The sequence below is a fragment of the Pseudomonas sp. GV047 genome (assembly GCF_003058245.1).
Taxonomy (GTDB): Bacteria; Pseudomonadota; Gammaproteobacteria; order Pseudomonadales; family Pseudomonadaceae; genus Aquipseudomonas; species Aquipseudomonas marginalis.
This window is the reverse complement of the sequence record NZ_QCWA01000001.1, coordinates 343,799-368,820: the sequence shown is the minus strand read 5'-3', so window position 1 is coordinate 368,820 and position 25,022 is coordinate 343,799. Positions and strand designations below refer to the sequence as shown.

Genomic DNA, 25,022 nt, shown 5'->3' with positions numbered 1-25,022 from the left:
CGCGGGGCACCCCAAACCGGCCTGATCAGCCGGTTTTTTTTCGCCTTCGATTAATGCAGGTCGCGATCCACCCACACCACAGCCTTGCCGATCTGTTGCCGCGCTTCGATGCGCTCATGTACCTGATGCAGCGTTTCCAGCGTGTAATGCCCTTCGATAGCCACCGTCAACGTACCTTCGAGCATCGCCGCAAATACCGCGTTGGCGCGCCGTTGTACGCTCGCGCCGTCAGCCATATGGTCGGCCAGCCGGGGGCGCGTCAAAAACAGCGAGCCCGCCTCCCCCAGTTCCATCGGGTCGAGGTCGGTCAACGAACCCGAGACATTGCCATAGTTCACGATCAGGCCGCGCGTGCGGCAGGCGCGGAAGCTGTCACGCAGGGTGCTTTTGCCGAGCGAATCGAAGACCACATCCACTCCCTGCCCGCCCGTGGCCTCCAACACCCGCTCGGCAAATCGGCCGCCGTCATAGACCCAGGCCTGGTGGGCCCCGCGCTCGTGGGCAATGGCACAGCGTTCAGCGGTGCTGCCGGTGGCGAACACCGTAGCCCCTGAGCGCCTGGCCATCTGCACCAGCAACTGGCCGATGCTGCCGCACGCAGCGTGGACCAGGCAGGTACTGCCGGCCTGCAACCTGGCGACATCCTCGATCAAGTAGTGGGCGGTACAGCCTTGAAACATCGCCGCAGCCGCTTGATCGAAGGCGATGGCACCGGGAATCTGCGCCACCCTGGCCGCGGGCACCAGGGCGTACTCGGCGAAGGCGCCCCAGGCGATGCACCACGCCACCCGGTCGCCGACGGCCAAATGGCTGACGCCTGCGCCGACTTCCACCACCACGCCGGCGCCCTCCATACCCAAGGTGCAGGGCAGGCGCACCGGATAGGTCGACGACTGCGCATATTTGCCCTGCCGGGTATGGATATCCATGAAGTTGATCCCGGCGCACGCCACCTTGACCAGCACATGCCCGGCCAACACCTGGGGTTTGGGGACGTCATGGCGCAATTGGGCGACTTCAGGGCCGCCGTAGGTTTGCAAGGTAATGGCTTTCATCGGGGACAACTCCGTGTGCACTGGGAAGCGGCCATGGTAAAAGGACGCTCTCAGTAGGAAAATTCCCCAAAGCTTCCCAACCTCCGTGCGGAAACAACCCGATGTTCGATTGGCAGGACCTGTATTACTTCACGGTACTGGCACGTAGCCAGTCGTTGTCGGCGGCCGCCCGCGAGTTGCAGGTGGAGCACGCCACCGTCGGGCGCCGCGTCGATGCGCTGGAAAAAGCCCTCGGCGTCAAACTGGTGGACCGCCTGCCGCGCAGCCGCCCGCTGACCGCGCAAGGCCTGGCATTGGCGGAGTTGGCGGCGGGCATGGACGACATGGCGACCCAGGTGATGCGCCTGTCGCGGGTCGCGTCGATCGAAATGGCCGGCACGGTGCGGGTCAGTTGCCCGCCGTCTATCGCCCACTATTGCATTGCGCCCCATATAGCGCGGCTGCGCGCCCAATACCCGCAGTTGAACCTGGTACTGATGCCGTCGACCCAACTGGCCGCGCTGGACAAAGGTGAAGCGGATATTGCCCTGCGCACGGTGCGTCCCGATGAGGAAGCCCTGGTACGCAGGAAAGTCGGGGTGGTGCGCTTCGGGCTGTATGGCCCGCCGACGTTCCAGCAATTGCCGGCTGCGCAGTGGACTTTCATCGCCTACGACAGCAGCCGTGACCACCTGCCCCAGCAAGCCTGGATGCACCAACTGCGCGCCGGCCGTGAGATCGCGTTTGCCGCAAGCGACCTGGCCACCCAGCAAATGGCGGCCAGGGCCCAGGTCGGCGCGGTGGTGCTGCCGACCCTGGTGGGCGATCACGACCCGTTGCTGGTCAGGCTGCCCACTGCGGTCGAAGGCCCTTTGCGTGATATCTGGCTCACGGTGTACCCCGACATGCGCCGCTCGCCGTCCGTGAAGGTGGTCATGGAGTTTCTGGTGGCGTGCATCGAGGCCGAAGTGCAGTTGCGCCGTTGAGCCCATCCGAGGGGACGGCCGCCAACCTTCGGGGCGCTCTGCAGGCGTTTTTTTGCCTGAGAAGGTCAACGCTTAAACCTGCACCCGTCAAAAAAAATCGTTGGAACTAAAATACTTATCGAGCATTAAGAGTTTGCACTAGCATATGTGTAAGTCGGTACAACCTGCCGTGAAATATTCCCCTAATCCCCCCTGCGCTCGTAAAAACCAAGTGGTGAATGTTAAAATTTGTCACGTTTTAGCGGAATCAATTCGATTAGTATCTAAACGCTAGCAGCGATTGAACTGACGGCCTTGCATGCCGGAAAAGGGAGTAGGTGATGCATTTTTCCAACGTCCTCGCTATTGCACGGACTCAATCGAAATCAGAGGACTTTCGGGCGCTTTTAGTTCGCACTGTAGCGAATAATTTAAAAGTCGATACACGTTGCTACGGACAACTAATTGACACCCAGGAAAGCCACGTACATTACCGTGCCATCATTATAGAAATTGATACACCCTCCGCCAGCAATATGAGCCTGGACATAATAAAAAAAGCGCGAACTGAAAACCCCGACTGCACGATATTCGTCGTGATCACCTTTGCGTCGACCCTGAGCAAAACAAAATACTACCTGGCTGGCGCCGATTACTGCATCAAGGTAATCGAAACTTCACCCGAAAAAAAGTTGAACCTGTTTGATGCCTTTCTCAGTGAAAGCGCTCGACTCAATCAGTGCGACCTGATTCTCGACCAGGACCGCATGTGCCTGTATGGCGACGGAAAAAAGTTAGAAATATCCTTCGTCGAAATGAAAGTATTGGAAGCGCTTATTCAGAACCGACTGCTCAGTCATAATGAGATCGCCCGTGTCATGGGACTTAATACCAAGTACTACGACTCCCGCGCACTGGAAAAATCCATCAGCCGTTTGCGCAGTAAAATCAAGGCGCACTACGGTGAAAACATCATCCAAAATATTCGCGGTTATGGTTATAAACTCAGCCGGGGTCTTATTTGCGCCAGCCATTTCCAACCCACTAAGGAGGGGCCGAGCCGTGAATAGTGAAAAAACGCCCCCTGTACATACCCCGCACTTCAAGATCATCAGGCAAGCCATCGTTGATCGCGGTCATGCCTGGTGGGGCAGCGAAATCAGCGTAGCGGATGGCGTTGATCCCGAACAACTTGAAAGTGCCTGCACTGAGGCCTTGCGCCATATCCACCCACCGCGCAAAACGCTTAAGGCAGTCAGCCCGGCGACGAGTCATACGCTTCTGCGCATGGGTCAATCGGCCCTGATGAACGACGACATCCTCAAGGCGATCATTCAAGCCGCGCGGGCATTGGAAGACCACAAACAACCCTTCACCCTCAGTCTCGACAACCCACTGGACGCCCTGCCCGGTCCGGTAGAACGCCGGGCGATGGTGCGTCAGTTGTATAAGTTGAAAGACCATAGCGGTATCACGTTGGCCTACAACAACTACAGACTCGATACAAAGCCGGCAGACCTGCTGGTCGACCTCGAGCTCTACGACTATATAAAAATGCCCTTTCCGGATTCTGCCCTCAGGCTCAGCCTCAACACGCGTTCGGACCTGTACGACCGGCTTTACGATCACATGCTGGAACTGATCAGTGCCTGCAGGGTCTGCTTCATCGCCGATCAGGTCGAGTTTGCCGACAGCGCCATGCTGGCTAAAAACTTGCCGTTCGAATACTTTCAGGGCGGCTATTACTCCCCCGCTGACTGCCTTTAACAACTGCATCTTCCTGATATGGGTGGACCCTATGAGTTCTTTCAAGAAACACGCCTTCGCTCCAACACTTGCGTCTATCGCACTGCAGGACTTCACGCCCAACGCAGAGTTCTTCTATTACGATGTAAACGCCCCGGCAACCACGGACCCCGCCGATACAAATCCGGCGTTTTCCCAACCACAGATCACCCCGCATTTTAATACCTACATTATTACCCACACCCTTAACTTGCCCTCACAATCGTTTAACCCCAAGCGGCAAGAATCCAGAATGCCAACCGCCAAGGCCCCTGACAGCGCGCCGAATAACCATACGCGTACTCAAGAGATCAGCGCCGAACGAACGCCACTGTATCCACAGGATTTCTGGCTGCTCACCCAACATGATCGCGCACTGGTCAAGGGCGGCCTGCGCATTTCATTGACCACTATTGAATCGGCGCTGATTAAAAAGATGCTGCACCATGAAGAACGCGTGGTCAGCAAAGAAGAGTTGATCCGTAATATAGGTCGTGAACCCGATTTATATCGCGGATTGGAAATGTGCCTGAGTCGTTTGCAGGAAAAGTTCAAGCGGGTCAACGACGGTGAACGCCTGTTTCGTGCGGTAAGAAACCGTGGTTATTGCCTGACGCAAAAAATCAAAAAGCCGCTCGAGCTTAGTCAGCCACGCCGTTAACAAAAATAAAAACAACCCAGACTTTTTAATTCACCCTGCCTATTAAAAACTCTTCTACCTGCCCTTTTATAACATCCACTTCGCCAGACCCTCCTGACCTTGTTATAAGTCGTCAGCCACTGCCCCCTGCCGTTCATTACTATCAATGGGCACGCGCCTGCGCGTGCCTGTCGTTTATAAAAGTTAACCGTTAACCCTTAACGCCTGCCACCACGTGCGCGGTCATCACCGGGAGCAGAACTATGCTTAATAACACTAGAATGCATCGCAACCTGACCCCCAGGGGTTTGACGTTCTGGGGGCAATGGACACTCGCATCGAGCTTAGTTGTTGCACTGTTATTTACGCTGGTTATCTTGAAGACTGGCCAACTGGAGTATTACTACCGCGTCCTGGCCGCCTTTACGATATTGGCCTCTCTCCCGGCGTATACCTTGTGCGATGTCTACAGCAAGAAAGATGATTATGCCGTGGGCCTTGGACGCTTGTTCATGGGCTGGCTGTTAACCATGGGTATATTGTTTGCCGTGGGCGTAGCCTGTAATGCCAGCGCACTGTTCCCTGTGGAAACCTTATTACTCTGGGCGGCGGTCAGTTACCCGTTATTGGCATTGTGTTACATACCGCTGCACAGCCTGTCCCGGTATTACCACCGCCAACTTCACGAACGCCAAAAATCATTGATCGTGGGCACTGGCAAGCTTGCGGTGGACCTGGCCAGGACCCTCTCACGGCAAAAACGCTCGCCCCTGGTGGGTCTGGTCGGCAGCCGTGCCGAGGCGATCGAGGATGCGCAAGCGCAGATCCTCGGCGAGCTGCCGCAACTGCCCCAATTGATCCGGCAACACGGCATCCGTCGGCTCTACATCACCCATTCATTGCAGGACGCCACCCACATTGAGGCGTTGTACCTCAACCTGCTGGAGATCAGCGTGGATGTGATCTGGGTGCCCGACCTCAATAACATGCTGCTGCTCAACCATTGCGTGGCCGAAGTGGATGGACTGCCGGCGATCTACCTCAACGAAAGCCCGCTGACCAGCCGCCCCACCGCGGCGCTGAGCAAGTCGCTGCTGGACAAGAGCCTGGCGGCTCTGGCAATCATCGTGCTGAGCCCGCTGCTGCTGCTGGTCGCCCTGCTGATCAAGCTGACGTCCCCCGGCCCGGTGATCTTCAAGCAGGACCGCCACGGCTGGAATGGCGAGGTGATCAAGGTGTGGAAATTCCGCTCCATGCGTGTGCATGACGACCATGAGGTACGCCAGGCCAGTCGCAACGATTCGCGCATTACGCCGGTCGGCCGGTTTATCCGGCGCACCTCCATCGACGAATTGCCGCAGCTGTTCAACGTGCTGCAAGGCCACATGGCACTGGTCGGCCCACGCCCCCATGCGATTGCACACAACGACTACTACTCGGGGAAAATCCGCGCCTACATGGCCCGCCATCGGATCAAACCCGGCATCACCGGCCTGGCCCAGGTCAATGGCTGCCGGGGCGAGACCGAGACCCTGGAAAAGATGCAACAGCGCGTCGACATCGACCTGCGCTACATCAACACCTGGTCGCTGTGGCTGGACATCAAGATTCTGCTGAAGACGCCGTTTACGCTGCTGTCCAAGGACATCTACTGATAGCCGGCAATCAATACAGTTCAAATGTGGGAGGGGCTGCGCGGCAGCCCCAAAACCAGGCCCAGAGGAGTGCCTGATACACCGCATTCGTCTTCATCAGGGGCGCTTCGCACCCCAACGCGGGCGGTGCGACGCTTCGCCAAGCCCGCTCACCACAAAGGTCCCAGTTTGCTGCGCGACAGCGCTACGTCGAAGAGGTAGCGGGATCTATTCAGTGATCTTGTCGATGTTCTTGTAGAACAGCTCACTGTCGCGCCCATCGGTCATCGAATGCAGTGAGTAGGCGCGGTTCAAGCGAGCGCCGCCATCGCGGGTCAGCGGTGCCCATACCAGGTTGGCGCGCCGCATCGTCGACAGGCTCATCAACTCATCGAACGGAATGGACAGGTACAGGCCTTTGTCGAAGCTGCCTTCGCCGTACTCTGCGCTGGATGCAGTGGTGCGGGTGATCCACGCGCCAATCCGCACACCATTGTTGAATTCCCGCGATAGGTCCAGGGTCGCGCCCCAGTCCCTGGCCAGGTAGCGCCCCACACTCAAGGCGCCCTGAATGTTGAAGGGCAGATCGGTATAGCCGGTGATATGCCCGGTGACGGTGCGGTAATCGCGCAAGCTGAAATCCTGCTCGAAACCGCGCTGGCGCACGTAGTTCAGGTCGGCTCCCAACGCCCAGCGCTGGCCCATGGGGCGGTACAGCACTTCACTGCCGACACCGGCGTACATCGACTCCAGCAAACCACCGTAGACCATGCCGTAGAGGTCCTGGTCCAACTGCTGCGCATGGTTGAGCTGGAAGGTCGGCAGGGTCACATCGGAGGTGGTCATGTACCGGCGCAGGTCGGTCCGCACCCGGGGCAAGCCACTGGGCGCATCGTAGGTAAACCCGTCGTAGTTGTTCAGCAGGTTGACGCTGAGCAGGCCGCTCCACCAGGTATTGCGGGTGAAACGATACTCGCCGTCGAGGTCGGCGGACACCTGGTAGAGCAAGCCATCCGGCCCGCCGACGTTCTGCTTGTAGCCCAGCCCCACACCATAGGTGAAGGGTTTGGGTGGCTGGGTGTACAGCACTGTCTGGCTGCGGTTGCTGGCGCGATTGACCTCGACCTGGCGATGCAGGTTCTGCAGGTCCTCGCGGTGGTTGACCACCTCGCGAAAGGTCTCGCGCGGCACGCTGGTTTCTTCGATCGGCATGGCGTAGCGCTCGCTCACCAGGGTGAACCAATCGATCTGGTCATTCACGCTGTTATCGAGAATCCGACTGGCGCGGCCCACCGCCTTGGCGCTGTAGAAGTAGCGCTGCTGTTCGCCGTACACCAACAATTCCGGCCCGCGCTGGGTAATGCGCTGCACGTTGTAGCCGGCATTATCGTGCAGGCGCCGGGATACGGCGGCCCAATCCACCTGGTCCATCGGTGTGGTCGGGGCCCTGGCAGGCAGCTTGGGGGCCGGTGGGTCGTAGGTTTTTACCGGGGCTTTGCGGCTGACGAAATTGGTGTGCAGGGTGATGCCGAACATGGCGGTGTTGCCACGTTCCCAGGCGGCACTCACATCGATGGAGTCGGCCAGCTTGTAGACCAGGCCAAGGTTGATGGGCGAGTCCTGGCGCTGGTTGTTGTCGCGGGGTTCGTTCTGATAGTCGTTACCCTCGTACTCCAGCTTGAGGCTCAGCGGTGCCCAGGGCGTCTGATAGGCAATCCCGCCGAACAACGCGGGCCGGCCGCGAAAGTAGCCGTTGGAAAAACTGCCGGACCCTTCGGCGGTGGGCCGCTGGTTGAAACGATCATCCAAGGCGCCCAACGGGTTGCCGAAATCACCGCGACTGCCCAGGTACCCCCAGGCGATGCCGGCACTGAAATCCACGTCACCGTAGCGCTTGTTGGCCACCAGGTACTCGCTGGAAAACAACCCGGTGCCACCCAGGTCCATGAACCCCAGCGCCACCTCGGGCAGCCAGTGGTTTTCCTGATACAGGCGCACTTTGGCGTCGACGGCCTTGTCCTTATAGCTCTGGCCGCCGCTGAAGGACTCGGCGCCATAGGGGCGGTTGGTGATCGCGGTGTAGCGAAAGGTGCCCTCCAGCCAGTCCAGGGGTTGCGCCGAAAAACTGTAGCGGCTGTAGGGTTCGGTGCGGTTGGCATTCACGCTGAGTTCGCCGGCGGGCGCCATGCGGGCGGTGGGGGTTTGCAGCAGCCCGACGCCGCCGAAATCGCTTTGGGTGTAACGGGGATCGCCATGGGCGACGCCACAGGGCACCAGCAGCACGGCTGCAATACATAATTTCAAGGCGTGACCTCGGCCAGGGGTTGGGTGGCAAGAAACTCGGCCAGTTGCTGATTGAGCTCGGGGGTGAGCGGGTCCAGGTCGTCGCTGCGGATCGGTACCAGCAACGTGCTGCCCGGCGCGGGAGGCGTGCCCTCCTCGCGATTCCATGCCGCGATACCCAGGCGCGTGACATGGCCGTCGGGCTGGATCAGCCACAGGTAATCGCGGTCCGCTTCCGCCAGGGCCGGACAGGCGTGGAGGTAATCGAGGGGCCGCTGCATCGGCTGGAATGCCAACGTGCAGGCTGCGGCGACGGCCCCCACCACGCGCACGCTGTGCGGCCTCGGCGGATAGACCAGGCGGTCGCCCTCACTGACCAGCGGGTTCGGCGCAAAGCCGACTTCCACCGCCACCGGATCCAGCATCGCCCGTTGGCGGCCGGTCACCGGCAAGGCCTGCACCTGTTGATAGAGCCGAGCCGCCGCATGCGCGCGACCTTCGCGACCGGCCGCCAACGCCGCACGCTGCAGGGTTTGCAGGTCAAACAGCACACCGGCCTTGAGCCGTGCCTGCTGTGCCAGCAAGGGTTGGCGCAGCCAGGCCGCACCGAGCCAATAGCCCTGGGCATCCGGTTGCGACGCGGTGATCACATCCAGCAAGCGCGCCTCGGGCGCCAAGGGGATAGGCCCCGGATTGCGCACCTCGCCACTGACGGTCATCGCCGCCAGGGACACACTGGCGCCACTGCACAACAGCACCAGCGCGGCCAATTTTCGCAGCATCATGGGGCATCCTTGCGGGTCGGTTGCAGTTGGGTAATGGTGAGCGTCAGGTCGGGCGTCAGGTGCTGCTCGCTCTGCACGATAAAACCGTCGCCGGGGTCGACCCAGTAACGGTTACGCGCGTGAAAGCCGGCGGCCTCGATGTCTTCATCCACCCGCAGCAAGGCATAGGATTTGTCGAGAATCTCGACGCTCTCCAGCCCCTGGCGCGTCATGCGGCTGTTGACCGTAACGCCCAGGCGATAGCCGTCGACCACGTCAATCTGGCGCGTGCTGCGATAGCCGTCCGGGACACGATGCAACCCTTGCTGGAACGGTGACCGGCCTTGCCAGCGCGTGCCATCCAGGTCAGTGCCCAGGCCCACCGTGCGCACCACCAGACCGTCGCGCAGCAGCAGCACCTGTTTGCCGGATGCCACCCAGAACTGCAGGTCGTCACGCTGGCGGATCAGCGCCATTACCCCTGCGCCGGACACCGTGGTGACCTTGATCTGGGGGAACGGCACCGCATCCACCTGGGCCTGGCTCAACACCAGCGGCGGCGGCCCGCCGACGGCAGCCCTGAAGGTATCCAGCGAGGCCTGCATCAGCGGATTGCAGCCAGCCAACAGCCACGCCAACCCTGCGTACGTACCGATTTTCAGACTGTTCACGCAGGTACCACCCTATCGGCTGCTGGCTTCGCTCAGGTTGTTCTGGGTGGATGCACCAATGCCGATGATCGACGCGGACGGCACCAGTTGGCTGATAAAGCGGTTCCAGCGCGTGATATTCGCCGGGCCGACAAACACCACGTCCTGGGGCTGCACATCAAAACGCGTGGCCAGGGCCATGGCCGATGGAGAGCCGGCTTCCAGCTGGAACACCTTGGCCGGTTCCACATCGATGTTCTGCGCGCCGCGAATCACGTAGATGGCATCGGCGTTGGAGGTGTTCTGGTTGACCCCGCCCACTGAACCCAGCACGTCGGAGAGGTTCATGCTGCGGGTCTTGAAACTCAGCGCGCGGGGTTGCATCACCTCGCCCATCACGTAGATGCGCTTGCGGTCGTTGTAGGCCAGGTACAGCTGGTCGCCGTCCTTGAGGTAGATGTCATTCAGGCGCGACTGCTCAAGGTTGAGCGTGTCGAGGTCCAGGGTGTAGCGCTTGCCGCCACGGGTGAGGGTGAGGTTCGACAGGTCGGCGTTGATCGGGTCGATACCGGCGGCGCCGAGGGCCTCGCTGACGTTCATGGCAATGGTGGTGAGGGGCACCGGCCCGGCCTTGAGCACCGCGCCGCTGATCACCACTTTCTGGCTGGCAAAGCGCAACACGCTGACATCCACCTGGGGGCTGTCGATGTACTGGCGCAGCTTGTCGGTGATCTCGCTGCGCAGCGCTTCAATGCTGCGACCCTTGGCAACCACCTCGCCGACGTAGGGATAAAACAGGTTGCCCTCGGGGCTGACCAGGCGACCGTTGGCATCGATCTGCTGCTGCGGGCCGGACGGCGCGGTAAGTTCAGGGTGATCCCACACCGTGATATACAGCGCGTCATTGGCGCCGATCAAATACGGCCCGGGTTTATAACTCAAGAGTTCTGCTGGAATGGAATAAGGCACATGACTTGCCGCGTCCATGGCCAATAACTTTGGGGTGATCGGAATTAAATCCACGCGACTGTTTTCAGGCCCGCCCTCTTCGGTCAGGGCGGCCGTATCCATAGATTGACCCGGGGCAAACATGCAGCCTTGCAATAATGCAGCGGCCACGGCTGCAATAGAAAAAATACGCATCATAGTGCTAGGACACTCGCGATAGACGACAAGAAAAAAAGACCACTTGGGCGGGGATTCCAAGCGGTCTTAAAAGCGGAAGGTGTACGACTAGTTGCTGGTACCCGTAGTGCCGGTGGTGCCGGTAGTACCCGTGGTGGTGCCGCCATTGGAGCTGCCGCCGCTGTTGGAAACAGCGGCAACACCGGCAACCAGGGCAGTGCCGACCAACAACGTTTGCCCCACCGTAACGGTTCCGGCCACTGTGGTATCAAGCCCCAACGGCAACTCGTCGGCCATCGCCGAGGTACTCAAGACACTGAGTACCAGAATAGCCAGTGATTTTCTCATTTCAGACTCCTTATCATCAGTGAGCAGGCAAACCGATAGTGCCATTCAACTAAACAGCACACCAGACAGATAATATTCAGCCGACTTAGTTGAAAATAACGTTTTCCCGGCAAGCCCCGGCCTTCAATGCATTGCGCCCGGTAAAGTTATTAAAAACGTTATTAATTGTCGGAAAACCTCAGGCCCTGCCGTACTTGTCTTCGAAGCGCACAATATCGTCTTCGCCCAGATAAGAGCCCGACTGCACTTCGATCAACTCCAGCGGGATCACCCCCGGGTTTTCCAGGGCGTGCACCTGGCCGATGGGGATATAGGTCGACTGGTTTTCCGACACCAGGTAAGTCTGTTCGCCATTGGTCACCCGCGCCGTACCGCTGACCACGATCCAGTGCTCGGCGCGATGGTGGTGCATCTGCACCGACAACTTGGCCCCCGGCTTCACCGTGATGCGCTTGACCTGATAGCGCTGGCCGTTGTCCACCGAGTCGTACATGCCCCATGGCCGATACACCTCGCGGTGGTTGAGATGCTCATGGCGCCCGGCCTGCTTGAGCAGGTCGACGATGCCCTTGACCTGCTGCACCTGGTCCTTGTGGGCCACCAGCACCGCGTCCTTGGTCTCGACAATGATCAGGTCCTGCACCCCCACCGTGGCCACCAGCCGACTGTCGGCGTGGACGTAGGTGTCACGGGTGTCCAGGCTCAGCCCGTCGCCGCGTATCACATTGCCGCTGGCATCTTTTTCGCTGGCCTCCCACAACGCCGACCACGAGCCGATATCACTCCAGCCGGCCTGCAACGGCACCATCACCGCGTCATGGGTGTTTTCCATCACCGCGTAATCGATGGAATCGTCCGGGCACGCGGCAAAGGTCGCGGCATGCACGCGGGTGAAGGGTTGATCCTGGCTGCCGCCCTCCAGCGCCACGCGACAGGCCTCGAGGATCGCCGGCTGGAAGCGCTCCAGCTCCTCCAGGTACCGGCTGGCGCGGAACATGAACATGCCGCTGTTCCAGTAATACCCGCCGCTGGCCAGGTACGCCGCAGCGGTGGCGGCGTCCGGCTTCTCCACAAAGCGCTTGACCCGATAACCGCCCTCGCCCGCCGCCGCGCCTTGTTCGATATAGCCGTAGCCGGTATGGGCGCAGGTGGGCGTGATCCCGAAGGTCACCAGCTTGCCGTCGCGGGCCAGCGGCAGCGCCACTTCCAGGCTGGCATGAAACGCCGGGATGTCTTCGATCAAATGGTCCGCCGCCAGCACCAGCAGGATCGGGTCCTGGTGCTCGGCCAGCGCCTTGCACGCCGCCAGCGCGATGGCCGGCGCCGTGTTGCGCCCCACCGGTTCCAACAGGATGCTGGCCTGTTCCATGCCCAACTGGCGCAATTGCTCGGCCACCAGGAAGCGATGCTGCTCATTGCAGATCAACTGCGGCAGCGCGACGTTGGCGCCTTCCAGCCGCGTGATGGTCTGCTGCAGCATCGACAGGTGCGCGTCGGTCAGGCGCAGGAACTGCTTGGGGTTCAGCTGCCGCGAAAGCGGCCACAGGCGCGACCCCGAACCGCCTGCCATGATCACCGGTAACAACATGAGAGCGTCCTCGGGAGAGAGAGTCAGAAATAGGCGCGAGTGTGTTCATGCACCCGCGGGCTGATGCGCAGTTCGTCCTCGGACCACCAGCGGTAATGCTGGTGTTGCTCCGTGGGCGGTTGCAGGGTCTGGCCTTCGCCCAGGTCCAGGCAATAGCCGAGCACCACGTAATGGGTGTCCGGCCCGGCCCCGGCGTTGGCGAACACGCTGTCGTCGTAGAAGTGCTCGTACACCCCCATCAGCCGCGCCTCGCCGCGCTCGAACGGGTGTCCCAGTTCGTCGCGGGTGATGCGCCGGAAGGCGTTGTCGAGGTGTTCGTTTTTCTGGATACGCCCGCCGGGCACGAACCAGAAACCATAGGCCGGCCGATTGACGCGCAGGCCCAGCAGGACCTCGCCACGGGCGTTTCTCACCACCAGGTCGATCGCCACCAGCGGCGTCGATGCCACGACCGTATTGAAGGTCGGTAAATCAAGCCACATACCCATCAGACCTGTGCCATAAAGCGTTGCAGAATACGTTCCTTGTCGAGGAACTCCTTGGCGTAGTTCAGCGCCACCTCATTGCGCGCAGGCAATGCCAGTGCCCGCTCGATCCCGGTGTTCAGCGCGGCGACGGACTCCGGTTCAGCCAGCACCGCAATGCCCGGGTGTTCCTCGCACAGGCGGCCGAGGGTGGTGCCGGGGTCGGCGGTGATGATGGCGTGGCCGCCCACCGCGAGGATATTGGTCAGCTTGGAAGGCAGCACCGCGTCCGCCACCCCGCGCTTCTGGATCACCAGGTGCACGTCGGCCGAGGCCAGCAGCACCGGCAGATCCTCGTAGGGCTGCAACGGCGCAAACAGCACGTTGCGCAGGCCATCGCGCTGTACACGCTCGAGCAAGCGGGCCTTGCCGGTGCCCTGGCCGACGATCAGGAACACCAGCTCCGGGCGATCGGCATAGGCCTGGGCAGCGTCGAGGATCAGTTCCAGGCCCTGCTTCTCGCCGATATTGCCGGAGTACAACAACACCCTTTGGCCCGGCGCCACACCCAGGCGCTGCAGCAGCCCGGGGCTGCGGGGCACCTGGCGAAAGCGGGCGGTCTCCGACCAATTGGGAAAGAACAGCAGGCGCTTGCCGTTCACGCCTTTTCCCCGGGCCTTGTCGAGCATGCCGCTGGAAATCGTCGAGACCCGGTCAAAGCGCCGCAACAGCCAGCGTTCAAGCCCAAACGCCAGGCGCCGCACAAGGGAGCCGCCACCGATGCCGAGGCCGAACATCGCGTCCACTTCGTAATCCTGGATATGCAGCACCGAGCGCGCGCCACTCAGCTTGGCCAACAACAGTGCCTGGGGCGCACAAAACAGCGTGGGCACCACCAGGATCACCAGGTCCGGTTTCCAGCGCCAGTGCCCCATGACCGCCAAAAACGAACTGGCGGAAAAGCTCATCAGGTGCAGCAGGCGCGTCAACGCCGTGGGCTGGCGTGGCACATACAGCGGGCAGCGAATCACCGTCACGCCGTCGTCCTGCTCGGTGCGAAAGCGCCACGGCGAATAGCCCTCGCCCACCTGCCACTGCGGGTAATACGGCGGCGCCGTCACCACTCGCACCTCATGGCCCTGGCCTGCCAGCCAGCGCGCCTGTTCACCGCTGTACTTGCCGATGCCGGTGAGCTCCGGGCTGTAGTTGATGCCGTACAGGAGGATCTTCATCAGTGGCCCCGAGGCTGTTCGAGGGCCGCGAGGTAAGCGTTGTAGGCGTCGCGCAGGCCCTCTTCCAGCGGCACATAGGCTTCCCAGCCGAGGGCATTGATCCGGCTCACATCCAGCAGCTTGCGCGGTGCTCCGTCGGGCTTGCTCGCGTCAAAGCGCAACTGCCCCTTGAAGCCGGTGACCCGCACCAGCGCCTGGGCCAGTTCGGCGATGGTGCAATCCACCCCGGTACCGACGTTCAAATGCGAACGCATCGGCTGGGTCTGCTCGCGGTAGCGTTCCTGGCTGAGCTCCATCACATGCACGCTGGCCGCCGCCATGTCATCCACATGCAGGAACTCGCGCCGTGGCTTGCCACTGCCCCAGATAACCACTTCCTCATCGCCGCGCTGGGTCGCCTCATGGAAGCGCCGCAGCAAGGCGGCGATCACATGGCTGTTCTGCGGGTGGTAGTTGTCGCCCGGCCCGTACAGGTTGGTGGGCATCACGCTGCGGTAATCGCGGCCATGCTGGCGGTTGTAGCTTTCGCACAGCTTGATCCCGGCGATCTTGGCCACCGCGTAGGGTTCGTTGGTGGGTTCCAGCGCGCCGTCGAGCAACACCGCTTCGATCATCGGTTGCGGGGCATGCACCGGGTAGATGCAGGACGAGCCCAGGAACAACAGCTTCTCCACGCCATGGCTGTGGGCGGCGTGGATCACGTTGGCCTGGATCATCAGGTTCTGGTAGATGAAATCGGCCGGGTACGTTGCGTTGGCGTGAATCCCGCCGACCTTGGCGGCCGCCAGGTACACCTGGTCCACACGGTGCCGGGCGAAGTACGCCTGCACCGCGGCCGGGTCGAGCAGGTCCAGTTCGTCACGACCGGCCGTGAGCAACTGTGTGTAGCCCAAGGCCCACAGGCGCCGCACGATGGCCGAGCCGACCATGCCGCGATGGCCGGCCACGAAGATCCGCGCATCAAAGTCACGTGCCATGCTCAGTTCTCCACGGCAATCGGTGCGTCATGCCCGTGCAGGCGCAACAAGGCGTGGCGCTGGGCGACCTTGAGGTCTTCGCGGACCATCTCCGCGCACATTTCCTGGGCGCTGATTTCCGGCACCCAGCCGAGCAGGCGCTTGGCCTTGGACGGGTCGCCCAACAGCGTCTCGACTTCCGCCGGGCGGAAGTAACGCGGATCGACGCGCACAATCACATCGCCCACCAGGATGCCCGGCGCCAGGTCGCCGTCGATCCGCTCGACCACCGCCACCTCTTCCACGCCCTCGCCGACAAAGCGCAGATGCAGCCCCAGCTCCGCCGCCGACCAGCGAATAAAGTCGCGCACCGAATACTGCACACCGGTGGCGATGACAAAGTCCTCGGGGTGTTCCTGTTGCAGCATCATCCACTGCATGCGCACGTAGTCCTTGGCATGGCCCCAGTCGCGCAGTGCATCCATGTTGCCCATGTACAGGCACTGTTCCAGGCCCAGGGCGATGTTGCTCAGGGCGCGGGTGATCTTGCGCGTCACGAAGGTTTCACCGCGACGCGGCGACTCGTGGTTGAACAGGATGCCGTTGCACGCATACAGCCCATAGGCTTCGCGGAAGTTCACGGTGATCCAGTAGGCGTACAGCTTGGCCACCGCATAGGGCGAACGCGGGTAGAACGGCGTGGTTTCCTTCTGCGGGGTTTCCTGCACCAGCCCGTACAGCTCGGAGGTCGAGGCCTGGTAGAAACGGGTCTTCTTTTCCAGGCCCAGCAGGCGGATCGCCTCGAGGATGCGCAAGGTGCCGAGGGCATCCACATCGGCGGTGTATTCCGGCGAATCGAAGCTCACCGCCACATGGGATTGGGCGCCGAGGTTGTAGATTTCATCGGGCTGGATCTGCTGGATGATACGCGTCAGGTTCGACGAATCCGCCAGGTCGCCATAGTGCAGGATCAGGTTTTTACGCAGGGCCTGGGGGTCCTGGTAAATATGATCGATGCGCTGGGTATTGAACGACGAAGAACGGCGCTTGAGGCCGTGCACGGTATAGCCTTTTTCCAGCAGCAGCTCGGCCAGGTACGAGCCATCCTGACCGGTGATCCCGGTAATAAGCGCGACTTTATTCATGTCTGTCTCCCAATTGATAGGCGAGCGAAGGCCGACACCCAGACTTGGGTGTTTGTTAAAAACGCTCAGTTACTTCGGTGTGGGCAGGTTCAAGTTATGGCCGGTCAACTTTGAGAGTTCCCGGACAATGGCTTCCTTATCGTTTAAGTGCGCAATCGCGGTTTCCAGTTCGAGCACTTTGGCGCCCACCAGAAAGCGGTACCAATAGCCCTGGAGCAGGTGATAGACCAGGCCGCTGCGGCCATCGAGAAACCCCAGCTGGATGATGTAGCGCCACAGGAAATACGCGGTGGAACTGAGGGTGAACGGCACGCGGTTGTACACGCGGTTCTTGACCAGGCGCTTGGCCTTGGCCTGGAACGAACTCTGCCCGGCATGCAGTTCATCGCGTATCGCAAACAGCCCCAGCCGCGCGTTAAGCACTTCAATCGCTTCGCGGGTGGCGTACTGGTTGTGCTTGTGGGTGAAGAAGGTCAAGTCATGCAGGTTATGGTCGGCAAACCCGCCGTCGAGGGTGATGGTGCGGCCCTCGGCGACCGAGATGTGCTCGTCCATCCAACGGTCCTCCATGCGCCCCTGGCCGGTGCGCCACAGCCGCAGCATCTTCAACGGGTAGCGGCCGCCATGGCGCACCCAGCGCCCCATGAAGATATGTTTGCGCTTGAAGTTGATGCCGGTGATGTCCCGGGCCAGGGTCGGCAGCCGGGTATTGATCGCGGCGGCAAGGTCGGCCTCGATGACTTCGTCGGCGTCCAGGCGCATCGTCCAGTTGCCGGTAATCGGCAGGTGATCCAGCGCCCACTGGAACTGCTTGGCCTGGTTGACGAAGGCGTGCTGCACCACCAGCGCGCCATGGCGCCGGGCGATGTCGCAGGTGTCGTCGGTGGAAAACGAATCGACCACCAGCACTTCGTCGCTGAAGGCCCGTACCGACTCGATGGCCCGGGCGATATGCAGGCTTTCGTTGTAGGTGAGGATGATCACACTGACGGTTTCGCGCTTCATATCAGCCACCGTGCATCTGCAGGACTTCGGTGGTGAGCCGGCGCGGTGAACGCGCGGCCCGGAAGTGGCTTTCCAGGGGCAGCCCCACGGCGATCATCATGATCAACCGCTCGCTGGCCGGGATGGCGCCGATGCCACGGATCTTCTTTTCCACCGAATTGAGGATCGCCAGGTTCAGCGGGCACGCACCCAGGCCATTGGCGTGGCAGGCCAGCAGCAGGCCCATGGAAAACAACGCACCGTCGATGTAAAGCTGGTTGCGCTGCCCCGCGCCGCCCCAGGCGGTGACTTCGGACGTGACCACAAACAGGTTGTCCACCGACTGCGCAAACCCGCGCGAGCCGCCTTGCAGCTCCAGCAGCTGCGCGATCACCGCACGGTCCTGATACACATGCACCCGCGACGACTGCCGGTTGCATTGCGAGGGTGACGACTGCGCCAATTCCACCAGGGACGTCAGCAGGCCACTGTCGATCTTGCCGGCCTGGAACATGCGGCAACTGGAGCGCGATTGCAGGAACGCCTTGGCATCCAGCCCGCCATTGCCCAGCCACGGCGCTGCACGCTTGATACCGCCGCTGCCGGCGGTGCCGTCGCGCTTGAGGTGCTCCACATAGGCATCCAGGTAAAACACGAAGTCATCGCTGATGCCGAGGGTGCGGTGCAGCTCGAGGTAACCCTGGAACGCGCCGAGGGCCATCTCCACCGGCAGCGCCGAATACGTGCGGTCGTATTCGTTGAGCATATGGATGATGCCGTTGATCTTGTCCTTGCCGAACAGCGGCTTGGGTTCCTTGAGGGACAGGCCCTTTTCCACGGTGTGGGTTTCGATGAGGATTTTGTAGAACAGCTTCTTGTTGCGGCTTTCCAACGGCGAATAACCGTTGTGGCGAATAAACGTGAGCATGTCGCGAAAGAACTCGCTGACGAAATACATCAACTTCCATGCCTTATCCATCATGGGTTTCACCTGTTTCATAGTGCGATGTCTCTCGTTTTGAGGGGGCGGCACGGCGCACCGACGCAAATCATCCAGGCCGGCTGGCTGGCCGTGACCACCGAGCGCGCGCCGACCACGCAGCCCTCCTCCAGCACGCAACCGGGGTGGATAAAGGCCTCGGCGGCGACCCACACGTGGTCCTTGATCACGATCTCGCGAGTCACCAAGGGCCGCAGCAGGCTGCGGGTGTCGTGGCTGCCGGTGCACAGGAAGCTGCGCTGGCTGATGGTGACTTTGGAGCCCAGGGTGATTTTGGCCATGGCGTACACATCGACCCCATCGCCGATGGCGGTGTAGTCGCCGATCTCCAGGTTCCACGGTGCCCAGATGCTGCACGTGGGCGCGATGCGGCAGCCCACGCCGACCTTGGCGCCAAAGCAGCGCAGCAACCAACGCCGCCAGTTGTGCAGCATCCAGCGCGGCGTGGGACGAAACAGCAGCTGGTAGACGATGCCCCACAACAGCCGGCGCGCCTTGTTGCTGCGCGGCAGGGTGTCGACGTACTTGAGTTGCGCGAAGTCGCTCATGACCGCAGCGCCGCCAGTTGTTCCAACAGGTAGCGCTCGCCCACCTGTTGCAGGGCCTGGCGCCGGGCCCGCACCGCCACCCAGTCGATGGGCGCCGCGATCAAGGCGTGCACCTGGTCGGCATCGTCTGCCGGCAGGAAGCGTTGCGACAGCTCCAGCTTCTCCAGCAGGTTGCGCACACGGGCGTTCAGCGAGGCCTTGTTGCCCGGCAACCCCACGGCGATAAACGGCTTCTCGAAAATGATCGCGAACACCGTGGCGTGGAAGGAGTTGGTCACCACGTAGGCGCTCTCCTTGAGCAACTTGAGCCAATCCTGCGGGCCCACCTGTACGGTCTCGCCGATCTGCCGCCAGCGCCGGTGCGCGTTGTACGGCGAGACAATCGGCCCGGCCACCTGCCGCGACAGCGCCTGGGCCACTTCGCGCACGCCCACGCCGGTGCGCAGCGCATAGCAGAACACGTGGCCGGTGCGGGTCTGGGTGGACGTGGCGAGCAGCGCCGAATAGTCGCGGTGCAGCAGCGTCGGGTCCGGCACGCACTGGGCAGCCAGCCCCGAGACCTGCTGCACGATGCTCACCCCGCTCTCCTCGCGCACACTGATCGCCGACAGTTGCTTGAGCAGACCCTCGGCTTCGGCATGGTACTGCGGCTCCAGGTATTCCTTGCCGAAACTCGCGGCGTAGGAGATGCGCCGGATCGCCTTGTCGCAGTCGAAGGCCAGGAAGTACGCCGGGTCGAGGCCGGTCTGGCCCGAGGGGTTCCAGATCTGGTCGCTGCCGGCCACCAGCAACTGCTGGCCGGCCACCGCCTGGTGGAGCTGGTGGGCGTGGGCGTAACGCGGCACCTGGATATTCAGGAAGCGCGTTTTGAACGCCTCGAACTGGCGCGACTGGGCATTCGGCCCCAGCACCCGGGTTTTCAACGCCAGGGCCTTGAGGTACAGGGCCTTGAGGTTGGCCTTGAGCTGGCGCGGGTTGAACAGCTGGCGGATCTCGCTGCCATCCTCCACGTAGGCCGGGTGGTAGTTGATCAGGCTTACCTGCAAGCCCTGTTGCTGCAACCAGCGCTGCAAGGCATAGGCTTGCAGCACCGCGCCGAAGTTTTCGCTGAAGTGGTACGTCAGTATCCCGGCCCTGATGGGGCTAGCAGGTGCGTTCATGATCCAGCCTGTTTCAGTAAGTAATTGGGGTAAACCGCCTGGCGGGCAGGCGCAGCCTTGTTGAGCAGGCCGATGAACATCGACCACACCAGCAGGTAGCTGCCATCGAAGGTGGTGAAGAACTGGTAGCTGGTCTTGAACGAGAAAATCAGCAGGATCGCCACCACGGCCAGGGATACCGGGCTGCGCGGCAAACCGCTGAACAGCAGGCAGAACAGCGCCACGCCGAGCACCCCCAGCTTGGCGGTCACGCCCCAGTAGCCGTTCTCGATATCGAACTTGGAGTTCTCGAACCAGCGCTCGTCATTGGTGGGCACGCCGGGGGTCAATTGCTTGGCCAGGCCATTGCCCAGGAACACCGTGGCCGGGTTGTCGAGAAACGATTCCTTGGCATGGGCGATCTCGAACGCACGGGTCACGTCCTCGCCCTTCTCCTCGAACAGGTAAGTGGCAAAGCGCGACACCGCCAAGGGGCTGGCATAGAACGTCAGCGTGCCCAGCGCGCCGATGGCCACCACCAGCACCGCCAACGACTTGAGCTTGCGCTGGGTAATCGCCGACAACAGGATCATCACCGCCATCGCCGCGAGGATGGTCTTGGACCCGGCCGCCAGCAGCGTGACCGCGAGAATCAGCATCAGGCCGATCCTGCGCTGGCAACAGGCATAGAAAAACAGCAGCACCGCCGAGCTGGTGGGGAACAACATGATCCGCCCGACTTCGTCGCTGGACTTGGACGCGGCGTTGGTCAGGTCGATGCCCACGCCATACAGGCTGACCTGCAGCAACTGGCCAAGGGCGAAGATGTAGATGATGCGTTCGAGGATGCGCCGGTAGTTGACACTATGGGCCCGGGCGATTGTTTCCACATGGGCCAGCACATGGCGGTACCCGGCCAGCAGCAGCACAAAATAGAAAAACGGAATGCCGGAGCGCAGGAACTGGTACAGCGAGATGTTCGCCCCACTGCTCACCAATACCTGCAACACACTGGACGCAACCACCAGCGCCAGCAATGGCAGCGCGCGGGTAAAGCCACGCGCCGCGTACACCACGAACGGCAGCAACAGCAGCAACGCCACCGGTTGCGAGAGGTTGTTGCTCAGCGCCAGGGGCAAGGCGAAGAACGTCAGCGGCAGGTAGAGGGTCAGGCGCGCCTGGGACAGCATCATGGGCCGACCTCCCCCACGCGAATCACCCGCAGGTACACCAACACCACCAGTTCCGGCAGCGACAGCAACAGCGACGCGCCCAGCAGCGGATCGATGCGCTCCTTGCATGCCAGCCACAGCAGCAAGGCTGCCACGCTGCTCAGCGCATAGATCACTGAGGTGAGGGTGTGGCGATTGGTGGAAATCAGCATCGCCGCGAGGATGAACCAGGCCACATTCAAAATCGTATGGGAGCCGATCAGCGCCAAGGACAGGCGATCGACCTGCACCAGGCCATGGCTCCACAGCAGGATGACCTGCGGCCCGGCCCAGATCCCCGCGGCATACACCAGCAGGCACAGGCCCAGTACCAGGGAGCTGGCGCGCTGGGTAAAGCGTCGTGCCTGTTCGAACTCGCCGCGCCCGGCCAGCCGTGAGATCTCCGGGGTCAGGGCGTTGCTGCAGGTGATGCCCAACTGGATGATCAGGCGCATCAGGGTGCGCGCCATGGTGTAACCCACCACCACCGCCGGGCCGGCGATCTGGTTGAGCACTTGCAGGCCGCCTTGCAGGGTGATCGCCTGCGCCAGCGGGATCGCCGCGCTGCCCAGCGCCGGTTTCCAGATACCACGGAACTCGGCCCAGGACGCCGACCCCAGCCCCAGCAGCGGCCAGGGTGAAATCCGCCGCACAAACAGGGTCACCAGCACCAGGAACAGCACCTGGCTGAAAAACATGCCCTGGGCCAATTGCAGTTCGGAGCCACCCAGCAGCAGCACGACGATGGACAGCACAATGTCCAGGGTCCTGCGGTTGGCCATGATGAAGACGCCGCCGACGGTTCTGTCGATGGTGCGAAACCAGGCGTCGATCGGCCCACCCAGCAAGCGCGTGCACAGGTAGCCGGACATGAACAGCACCACCAGGCCGGCCTGCTCGGCGGTCAAGGTCTTGAGCCCGAGCAGTGACACCCAGTCGAGCCACTGGCCCAAGGTCAGGGCGAATACCAGCACCAGCGCGACCACCGCCAGGGTAAAGGCCAGCGCGGTCTGCACACTGCGCCGCGCCCCCGGCACATCGCCCTGGCTCGCACGCAGCGTGGCGCTGGTGGCCGACGCCTGGGCCACACCCAGGTCCAGCAGGCTGAGCATCGACGGAATACCGGTGAGCACCAGCCAATCGGCATAGCGCCCGGTGCCCCAGGCGTGCAGGAAGAACGGCACCAGCACCAGTTGCGCCGCCAGCGTCACCAGTTGGGTGTAGCCGTAGCTCAGCACGTTGAGGCGAAACCGTCGCGACAACGAGCGCGGCATTTCAAGCACTTTGCTCATGGTCGTCAGGCCTTGTCGGACTGATAGGCGTAGCTGTAGTAGCCGTAGTCGCCATAGCCGTAGCTGGCGGACCGGCGTTTTTCCACACCATTGAAGATCGCACCCTTGAGCTCGATGCCGTTCTGATGGAAGCGGCGCAGGGTCAACTCGATCTCCTTCGCCGAGTTCACGCCAAAACGGGTGACCATCAGGCTGGTGCCGGCCTGGCGCCCGACAATCGCGGCATCGGTCACCGCCAGCAAGGGCGGCGTGTCGATGATCACCAGGTCATAGCGCTCGCTGACTTCGGCCAGCAACGCGGCGAAGTTGGGGTGCATCAGCAGTTCCGATGGGTTGGGCGGGATCTGCCCACGGCCGATGAAATCGAAGCGCTCCACGGCGGTCGGGTGAATCGCTTCCTGCAGATCACAGCGCTTGGCGAGCAGGTCGGACAACCCCGCCTCCACCGCCTTGCCGAGCATCTTGTGCAAGTAGCCCTTGCGCATGTCGGCATCGATCAACAGCACGCGCTGGCCCGACTGCGCGACAATCGCCGCCAGGTTGGCCGAGACAAACGTCTTGCCCACCTCGGGGCTCGGGCCGGTGATCATCAGGCGGTTGTTCCTGGCCTCGAGCATGGCGAAGTGCAGGCTGGTGCGCAGGCTGCGCATGGCTTCCATCACCAGGTCATGGGGGTGATTGACCGCCAGCAGCGACGGTGCGCCGGAGCGGCCCTTGGCGGCGTTGGTTTCCTCGGCCTTTTGCAACAGGCTGAAGGGGATCGAGGCGTACACCGGCAGGCCGAGTTTCTCGATCTCATCCGGGCTTTCCAGGCCACGGTTGAGCAGGCTGCGCACCAGCACGATGCCCACCGAGAGCATGCCGCCGAGCAGCATCGCCAGCAGCACCACGATGACCTTGCGCGGCGCCACAGGCTTGGCCAGGTTGACGTCGGCACTGTCGATCAAACGCACGTTGCCCACGGTGCCGGCGCGCATTACGTCGAGCTCCTGGGAGCGGTTGAGCAACTGGGTGTAGATCTCGGTGCCCACTTGCACGTCGCGGGTCAGGCTGAGCAATTCCTGCTGGGTCGTGGGCAAGCCTTCGACGCGCTTGGTCATCTGCGCCTGCTTGGCATTGAGTTCCGCCAGCTTGGCGATCAAGGCGCGATAAGCCGGGTGCTGGGGGGTGAACTTGCGGTCCATCTCGGCCTGTTGCAGCTTGAGTTCGGAGATGCCGGTGTCCAGGGCCACCACCTGGTCGAGCACGGCCTTGGCCTCGAGGCTGATGTCGATGGATTTGCTGCGGGTCTGGAAGCGGTTCAAGGCGTTCTCGGCCTTCTCCAGGTCGCGACGCACCTGGGGCAACTGGTCATTGAGGAACGACAGGCTCTGCGCCGCCTCGGCCGAGGTGCGGTCGACGTTCTGCTTCACATACAGGTTGGAGATTTCATTCAGCGTCCGCACCGCCAGGGCCGGGCGCGTACTCTCCAGGGACAGGCTGATGATGCCCGACTCCTTGCCGCGTTCGATCACGGTGAGCAGGTCCTGGTAGTCGGCCACCGTGTCCAGGCGCGGCTTGCGCACGATCTTGAAATGCGCGCCCGGATTGGCCCGCAGCTCCTTGACCAGCACCTCGACGCCGTCGGCGGCAAACGGCACGCCGACGCTTCCTGCGGCGATCTCGACGCCGTCCTCATCAAATAACGTGTAGGCCTGGGCCTCGCCGGCCACCAGTACCAGGGTGGTCCCGAGCAACGCCGTCGGCAGGTTCAAGCGGCTCAGCGCCAGGGCCTCGCCCCCTGCCGACCAGCGGCTGAAACCGAACAGCGGCGGCGCAATATCGCCCTTGTGTTCAGGCGCATAACGCCGCGCGAGGAAGCCACCGATCAACGGAAAATGCTGCGGCGTGACAGTGATGTCCAACGCCAGGGTATCGACGGTCTTGCCAATGATGGTGCGCGACTTGATCAGCTCGATCTCGGTCACCGCCGGCGATTCCTTGCCCAGCAGGCTACTGACGTCGGAGAAACCGAGCATGTCGTTCTTCTTCGGCTCCACCTGGATCAACGCATTCGCCTGGAACACCGGCGCCGCCAGAATCGCGTAGGCGGCACCGATCAGCATGCAGGTGCCGGTGATCCCGGCGATCAGCCATTTGTGATCGATCAGGTTGCCGAGCATGCCGAGCACATCGATCTCGTCACGGTGAGGGCTTTCAGGGGAAGCGTTCTGGGGTGAATACATAAATCGCGTC

The 25,022-nt window shown here is 62.0% G+C and carries 23 protein-coding genes; 5 read left to right on the top strand and 18 right to left on the bottom strand.

Annotated elements, in window-relative coordinates:
- Positions 1–50: 50 nt before the first annotated feature.
- The gene (locus C8K58_RS01850) at positions 51–1,055 is read right to left on the bottom strand and encodes a quinone oxidoreductase (RefSeq protein ID WP_108572816.1); all 1,005 of its coding nucleotides are present in this window, start codon (positions 1,053–1,055) and stop codon (positions 51–53) included.
- A 101-nt stretch (positions 1,056–1,156) separates the two neighbouring features.
- Between C8K58_RS01850 and C8K58_RS01845 the strand changes: the two genes are divergently transcribed.
- From C8K58_RS01845 to C8K58_RS01825, 5 genes are all read left to right on the top strand, one after another.
- Positions 1,157–2,020 carry a LysR family transcriptional regulator gene (locus C8K58_RS01845; protein WP_027608667.1) on the top strand — a complete coding sequence of 288 codons (864 nt, stop codon included), beginning with the start codon at positions 1,157–1,159 and terminating at the stop codon, positions 2,018–2,020.
- A 320-nt stretch (positions 2,021–2,340) separates the two neighbouring features.
- Positions 2,341–3,069: a winged helix-turn-helix domain-containing protein gene (locus tag C8K58_RS01840; RefSeq protein ID WP_027608668.1), complete on the top strand. Its 729-nt coding sequence runs from the start codon at positions 2,341–2,343 to the stop codon at positions 3,067–3,069.
- On the top strand, positions 3,062–3,766 hold the full coding sequence (locus tag C8K58_RS01835) for a hypothetical protein (RefSeq protein ID WP_108572814.1): 705 nt from the start codon (positions 3,062–3,064) through the stop codon (positions 3,764–3,766). Before C8K58_RS01840 ends, C8K58_RS01835 begins: the two co-directional genes overlap by 8 nt.
- A gap of 31 nt (positions 3,767–3,797) precedes the next feature.
- Positions 3,798–4,445 carry a helix-turn-helix domain-containing protein gene (locus tag C8K58_RS01830; RefSeq protein WP_065925171.1) on the top strand — a complete coding sequence of 216 codons (648 nt, stop codon included), beginning with the start codon at positions 3,798–3,800 and terminating at the stop codon, positions 4,443–4,445.
- Between the two features lie 242 nt (positions 4,446–4,687).
- Positions 4,688–6,079, top strand: coding sequence for an undecaprenyl-phosphate glucose phosphotransferase (locus C8K58_RS01825; RefSeq protein ID WP_108572811.1), 1,392 nt, complete (start codon positions 4,688–4,690; stop codon positions 6,077–6,079).
- 207 nt (positions 6,080–6,286) lie between these two features.
- On the opposite strand, the gene C8K58_RS01820 is transcribed toward C8K58_RS01825, so the two are convergent.
- From C8K58_RS01820 to C8K58_RS01740, 17 genes are all read right to left on the bottom strand, one after another.
- Entirely contained in the window at positions 6,287–8,362 is a 2,076-nt protein-coding gene (locus C8K58_RS01820) for a YjbH domain-containing protein (RefSeq protein WP_098479268.1), read from the bottom strand.
- Entirely contained in the window at positions 8,359–9,126 is a 768-nt protein-coding gene (locus C8K58_RS01815; protein WP_108572809.1) for a capsule biosynthesis GfcC family protein, read from the bottom strand. The genes C8K58_RS01820 and C8K58_RS01815 overlap by 4 nt, the downstream gene beginning before the upstream one ends.
- Complete coding sequence (locus tag C8K58_RS01810; RefSeq protein WP_223841601.1) at positions 9,123–9,776, bottom strand: YjbF family lipoprotein; 654 nt, start codon at positions 9,774–9,776, stop codon at positions 9,123–9,125. Before C8K58_RS01810 ends, C8K58_RS01815 begins: the two co-directional genes overlap by 4 nt.
- Positions 9,777–9,788: 12 nt before the next feature.
- Positions 9,789–10,901, bottom strand: a complete 1,113-nt coding sequence (locus tag C8K58_RS01805) for a polysaccharide biosynthesis/export family protein (protein ID WP_108572807.1) — start codon at positions 10,899–10,901, stop codon at positions 9,789–9,791.
- 87 nt (positions 10,902–10,988) lie between these two features.
- The gene (locus tag C8K58_RS01800; RefSeq protein WP_027608676.1) at positions 10,989–11,228 is read right to left on the bottom strand and encodes a hypothetical protein; all 240 of its coding nucleotides are present in this window, start codon (positions 11,226–11,228) and stop codon (positions 10,989–10,991) included.
- A 178-nt stretch (positions 11,229–11,406) separates the two neighbouring features.
- A complete protein-coding gene (locus C8K58_RS01795; RefSeq protein WP_098479266.1) occupies positions 11,407–12,816 on the bottom strand; it encodes a mannose-1-phosphate guanylyltransferase/mannose-6-phosphate isomerase in 1,410 nt (469 codons plus the stop codon).
- Positions 12,817–12,839: 23 nt separating this feature from the next.
- A complete protein-coding gene (locus C8K58_RS01790; RefSeq protein ID WP_108573309.1) occupies positions 12,840–13,298 on the bottom strand; it encodes a GDP-mannose mannosyl hydrolase in 459 nt (152 codons plus the stop codon).
- A gap of 5 nt (positions 13,299–13,303) precedes the next feature.
- Positions 13,304–14,512: a glycosyltransferase WbuB gene (locus tag C8K58_RS01785; protein WP_027608679.1), complete on the bottom strand. Its 1,209-nt coding sequence runs from the start codon at positions 14,510–14,512 to the stop codon at positions 13,304–13,306.
- A complete protein-coding gene (locus tag C8K58_RS01780; RefSeq protein WP_065925164.1) occupies positions 14,512–15,489 on the bottom strand; it encodes a GDP-L-fucose synthase in 978 nt (325 codons plus the stop codon). Before C8K58_RS01780 ends, C8K58_RS01785 begins: the two co-directional genes overlap by 1 nt.
- 2 nt (positions 15,490–15,491) lie before the next feature.
- Positions 15,492–16,613 carry a GDP-mannose 4,6-dehydratase gene (gmd, locus tag C8K58_RS01775; protein WP_027608681.1) on the bottom strand — a complete coding sequence of 374 codons (1,122 nt, stop codon included), beginning with the start codon at positions 16,611–16,613 and terminating at the stop codon, positions 15,492–15,494.
- A 69-nt stretch (positions 16,614–16,682) separates the two neighbouring features.
- Positions 16,683–17,618 (bottom strand): glycosyltransferase family 2 protein, encoded by a 936-nt coding sequence (locus tag C8K58_RS01770; RefSeq protein ID WP_108572805.1) that lies wholly within the window; start codon positions 17,616–17,618, stop codon positions 16,683–16,685.
- Position 17,619: 1 nt separating this feature from the next.
- Positions 17,620–18,579, bottom strand: a complete 960-nt coding sequence (locus C8K58_RS01765) for a nitroreductase family protein (RefSeq protein ID WP_158277066.1) — start codon at positions 18,577–18,579, stop codon at positions 17,620–17,622.
- Between the two features lie 14 nt (positions 18,580–18,593).
- On the bottom strand, positions 18,594–19,145 hold the full coding sequence (locus C8K58_RS01760; RefSeq protein ID WP_027608684.1) for an acetyltransferase: 552 nt from the start codon (positions 19,143–19,145) through the stop codon (positions 18,594–18,596).
- Positions 19,142–20,305 carry a polysaccharide pyruvyl transferase family protein gene (locus C8K58_RS01755; RefSeq protein ID WP_108572801.1) on the bottom strand — a complete coding sequence of 388 codons (1,164 nt, stop codon included), beginning with the start codon at positions 20,303–20,305 and terminating at the stop codon, positions 19,142–19,144. Before C8K58_RS01755 ends, C8K58_RS01760 begins: the two co-directional genes overlap by 4 nt.
- On the bottom strand, positions 20,302–21,477 hold the full coding sequence (locus C8K58_RS01750; RefSeq protein ID WP_092356699.1) for an O-antigen ligase family protein: 1,176 nt from the start codon (positions 21,475–21,477) through the stop codon (positions 20,302–20,304). The genes C8K58_RS01755 and C8K58_RS01750 overlap by 4 nt, the downstream gene beginning before the upstream one ends.
- On the bottom strand, positions 21,474–22,787 hold the full coding sequence (locus C8K58_RS01745) for a lipopolysaccharide biosynthesis protein (protein ID WP_027608687.1): 1,314 nt from the start codon (positions 22,785–22,787) through the stop codon (positions 21,474–21,476). The genes C8K58_RS01750 and C8K58_RS01745 overlap by 4 nt, the downstream gene beginning before the upstream one ends.
- A 5-nt stretch (positions 22,788–22,792) precedes the next feature.
- Positions 22,793–25,012 carry a polysaccharide biosynthesis tyrosine autokinase gene (locus C8K58_RS01740; protein ID WP_108572799.1) on the bottom strand — a complete coding sequence of 740 codons (2,220 nt, stop codon included), beginning with the start codon at positions 25,010–25,012 and terminating at the stop codon, positions 22,793–22,795.
- Positions 25,013–25,022: the final 10 nt, after the last annotated feature.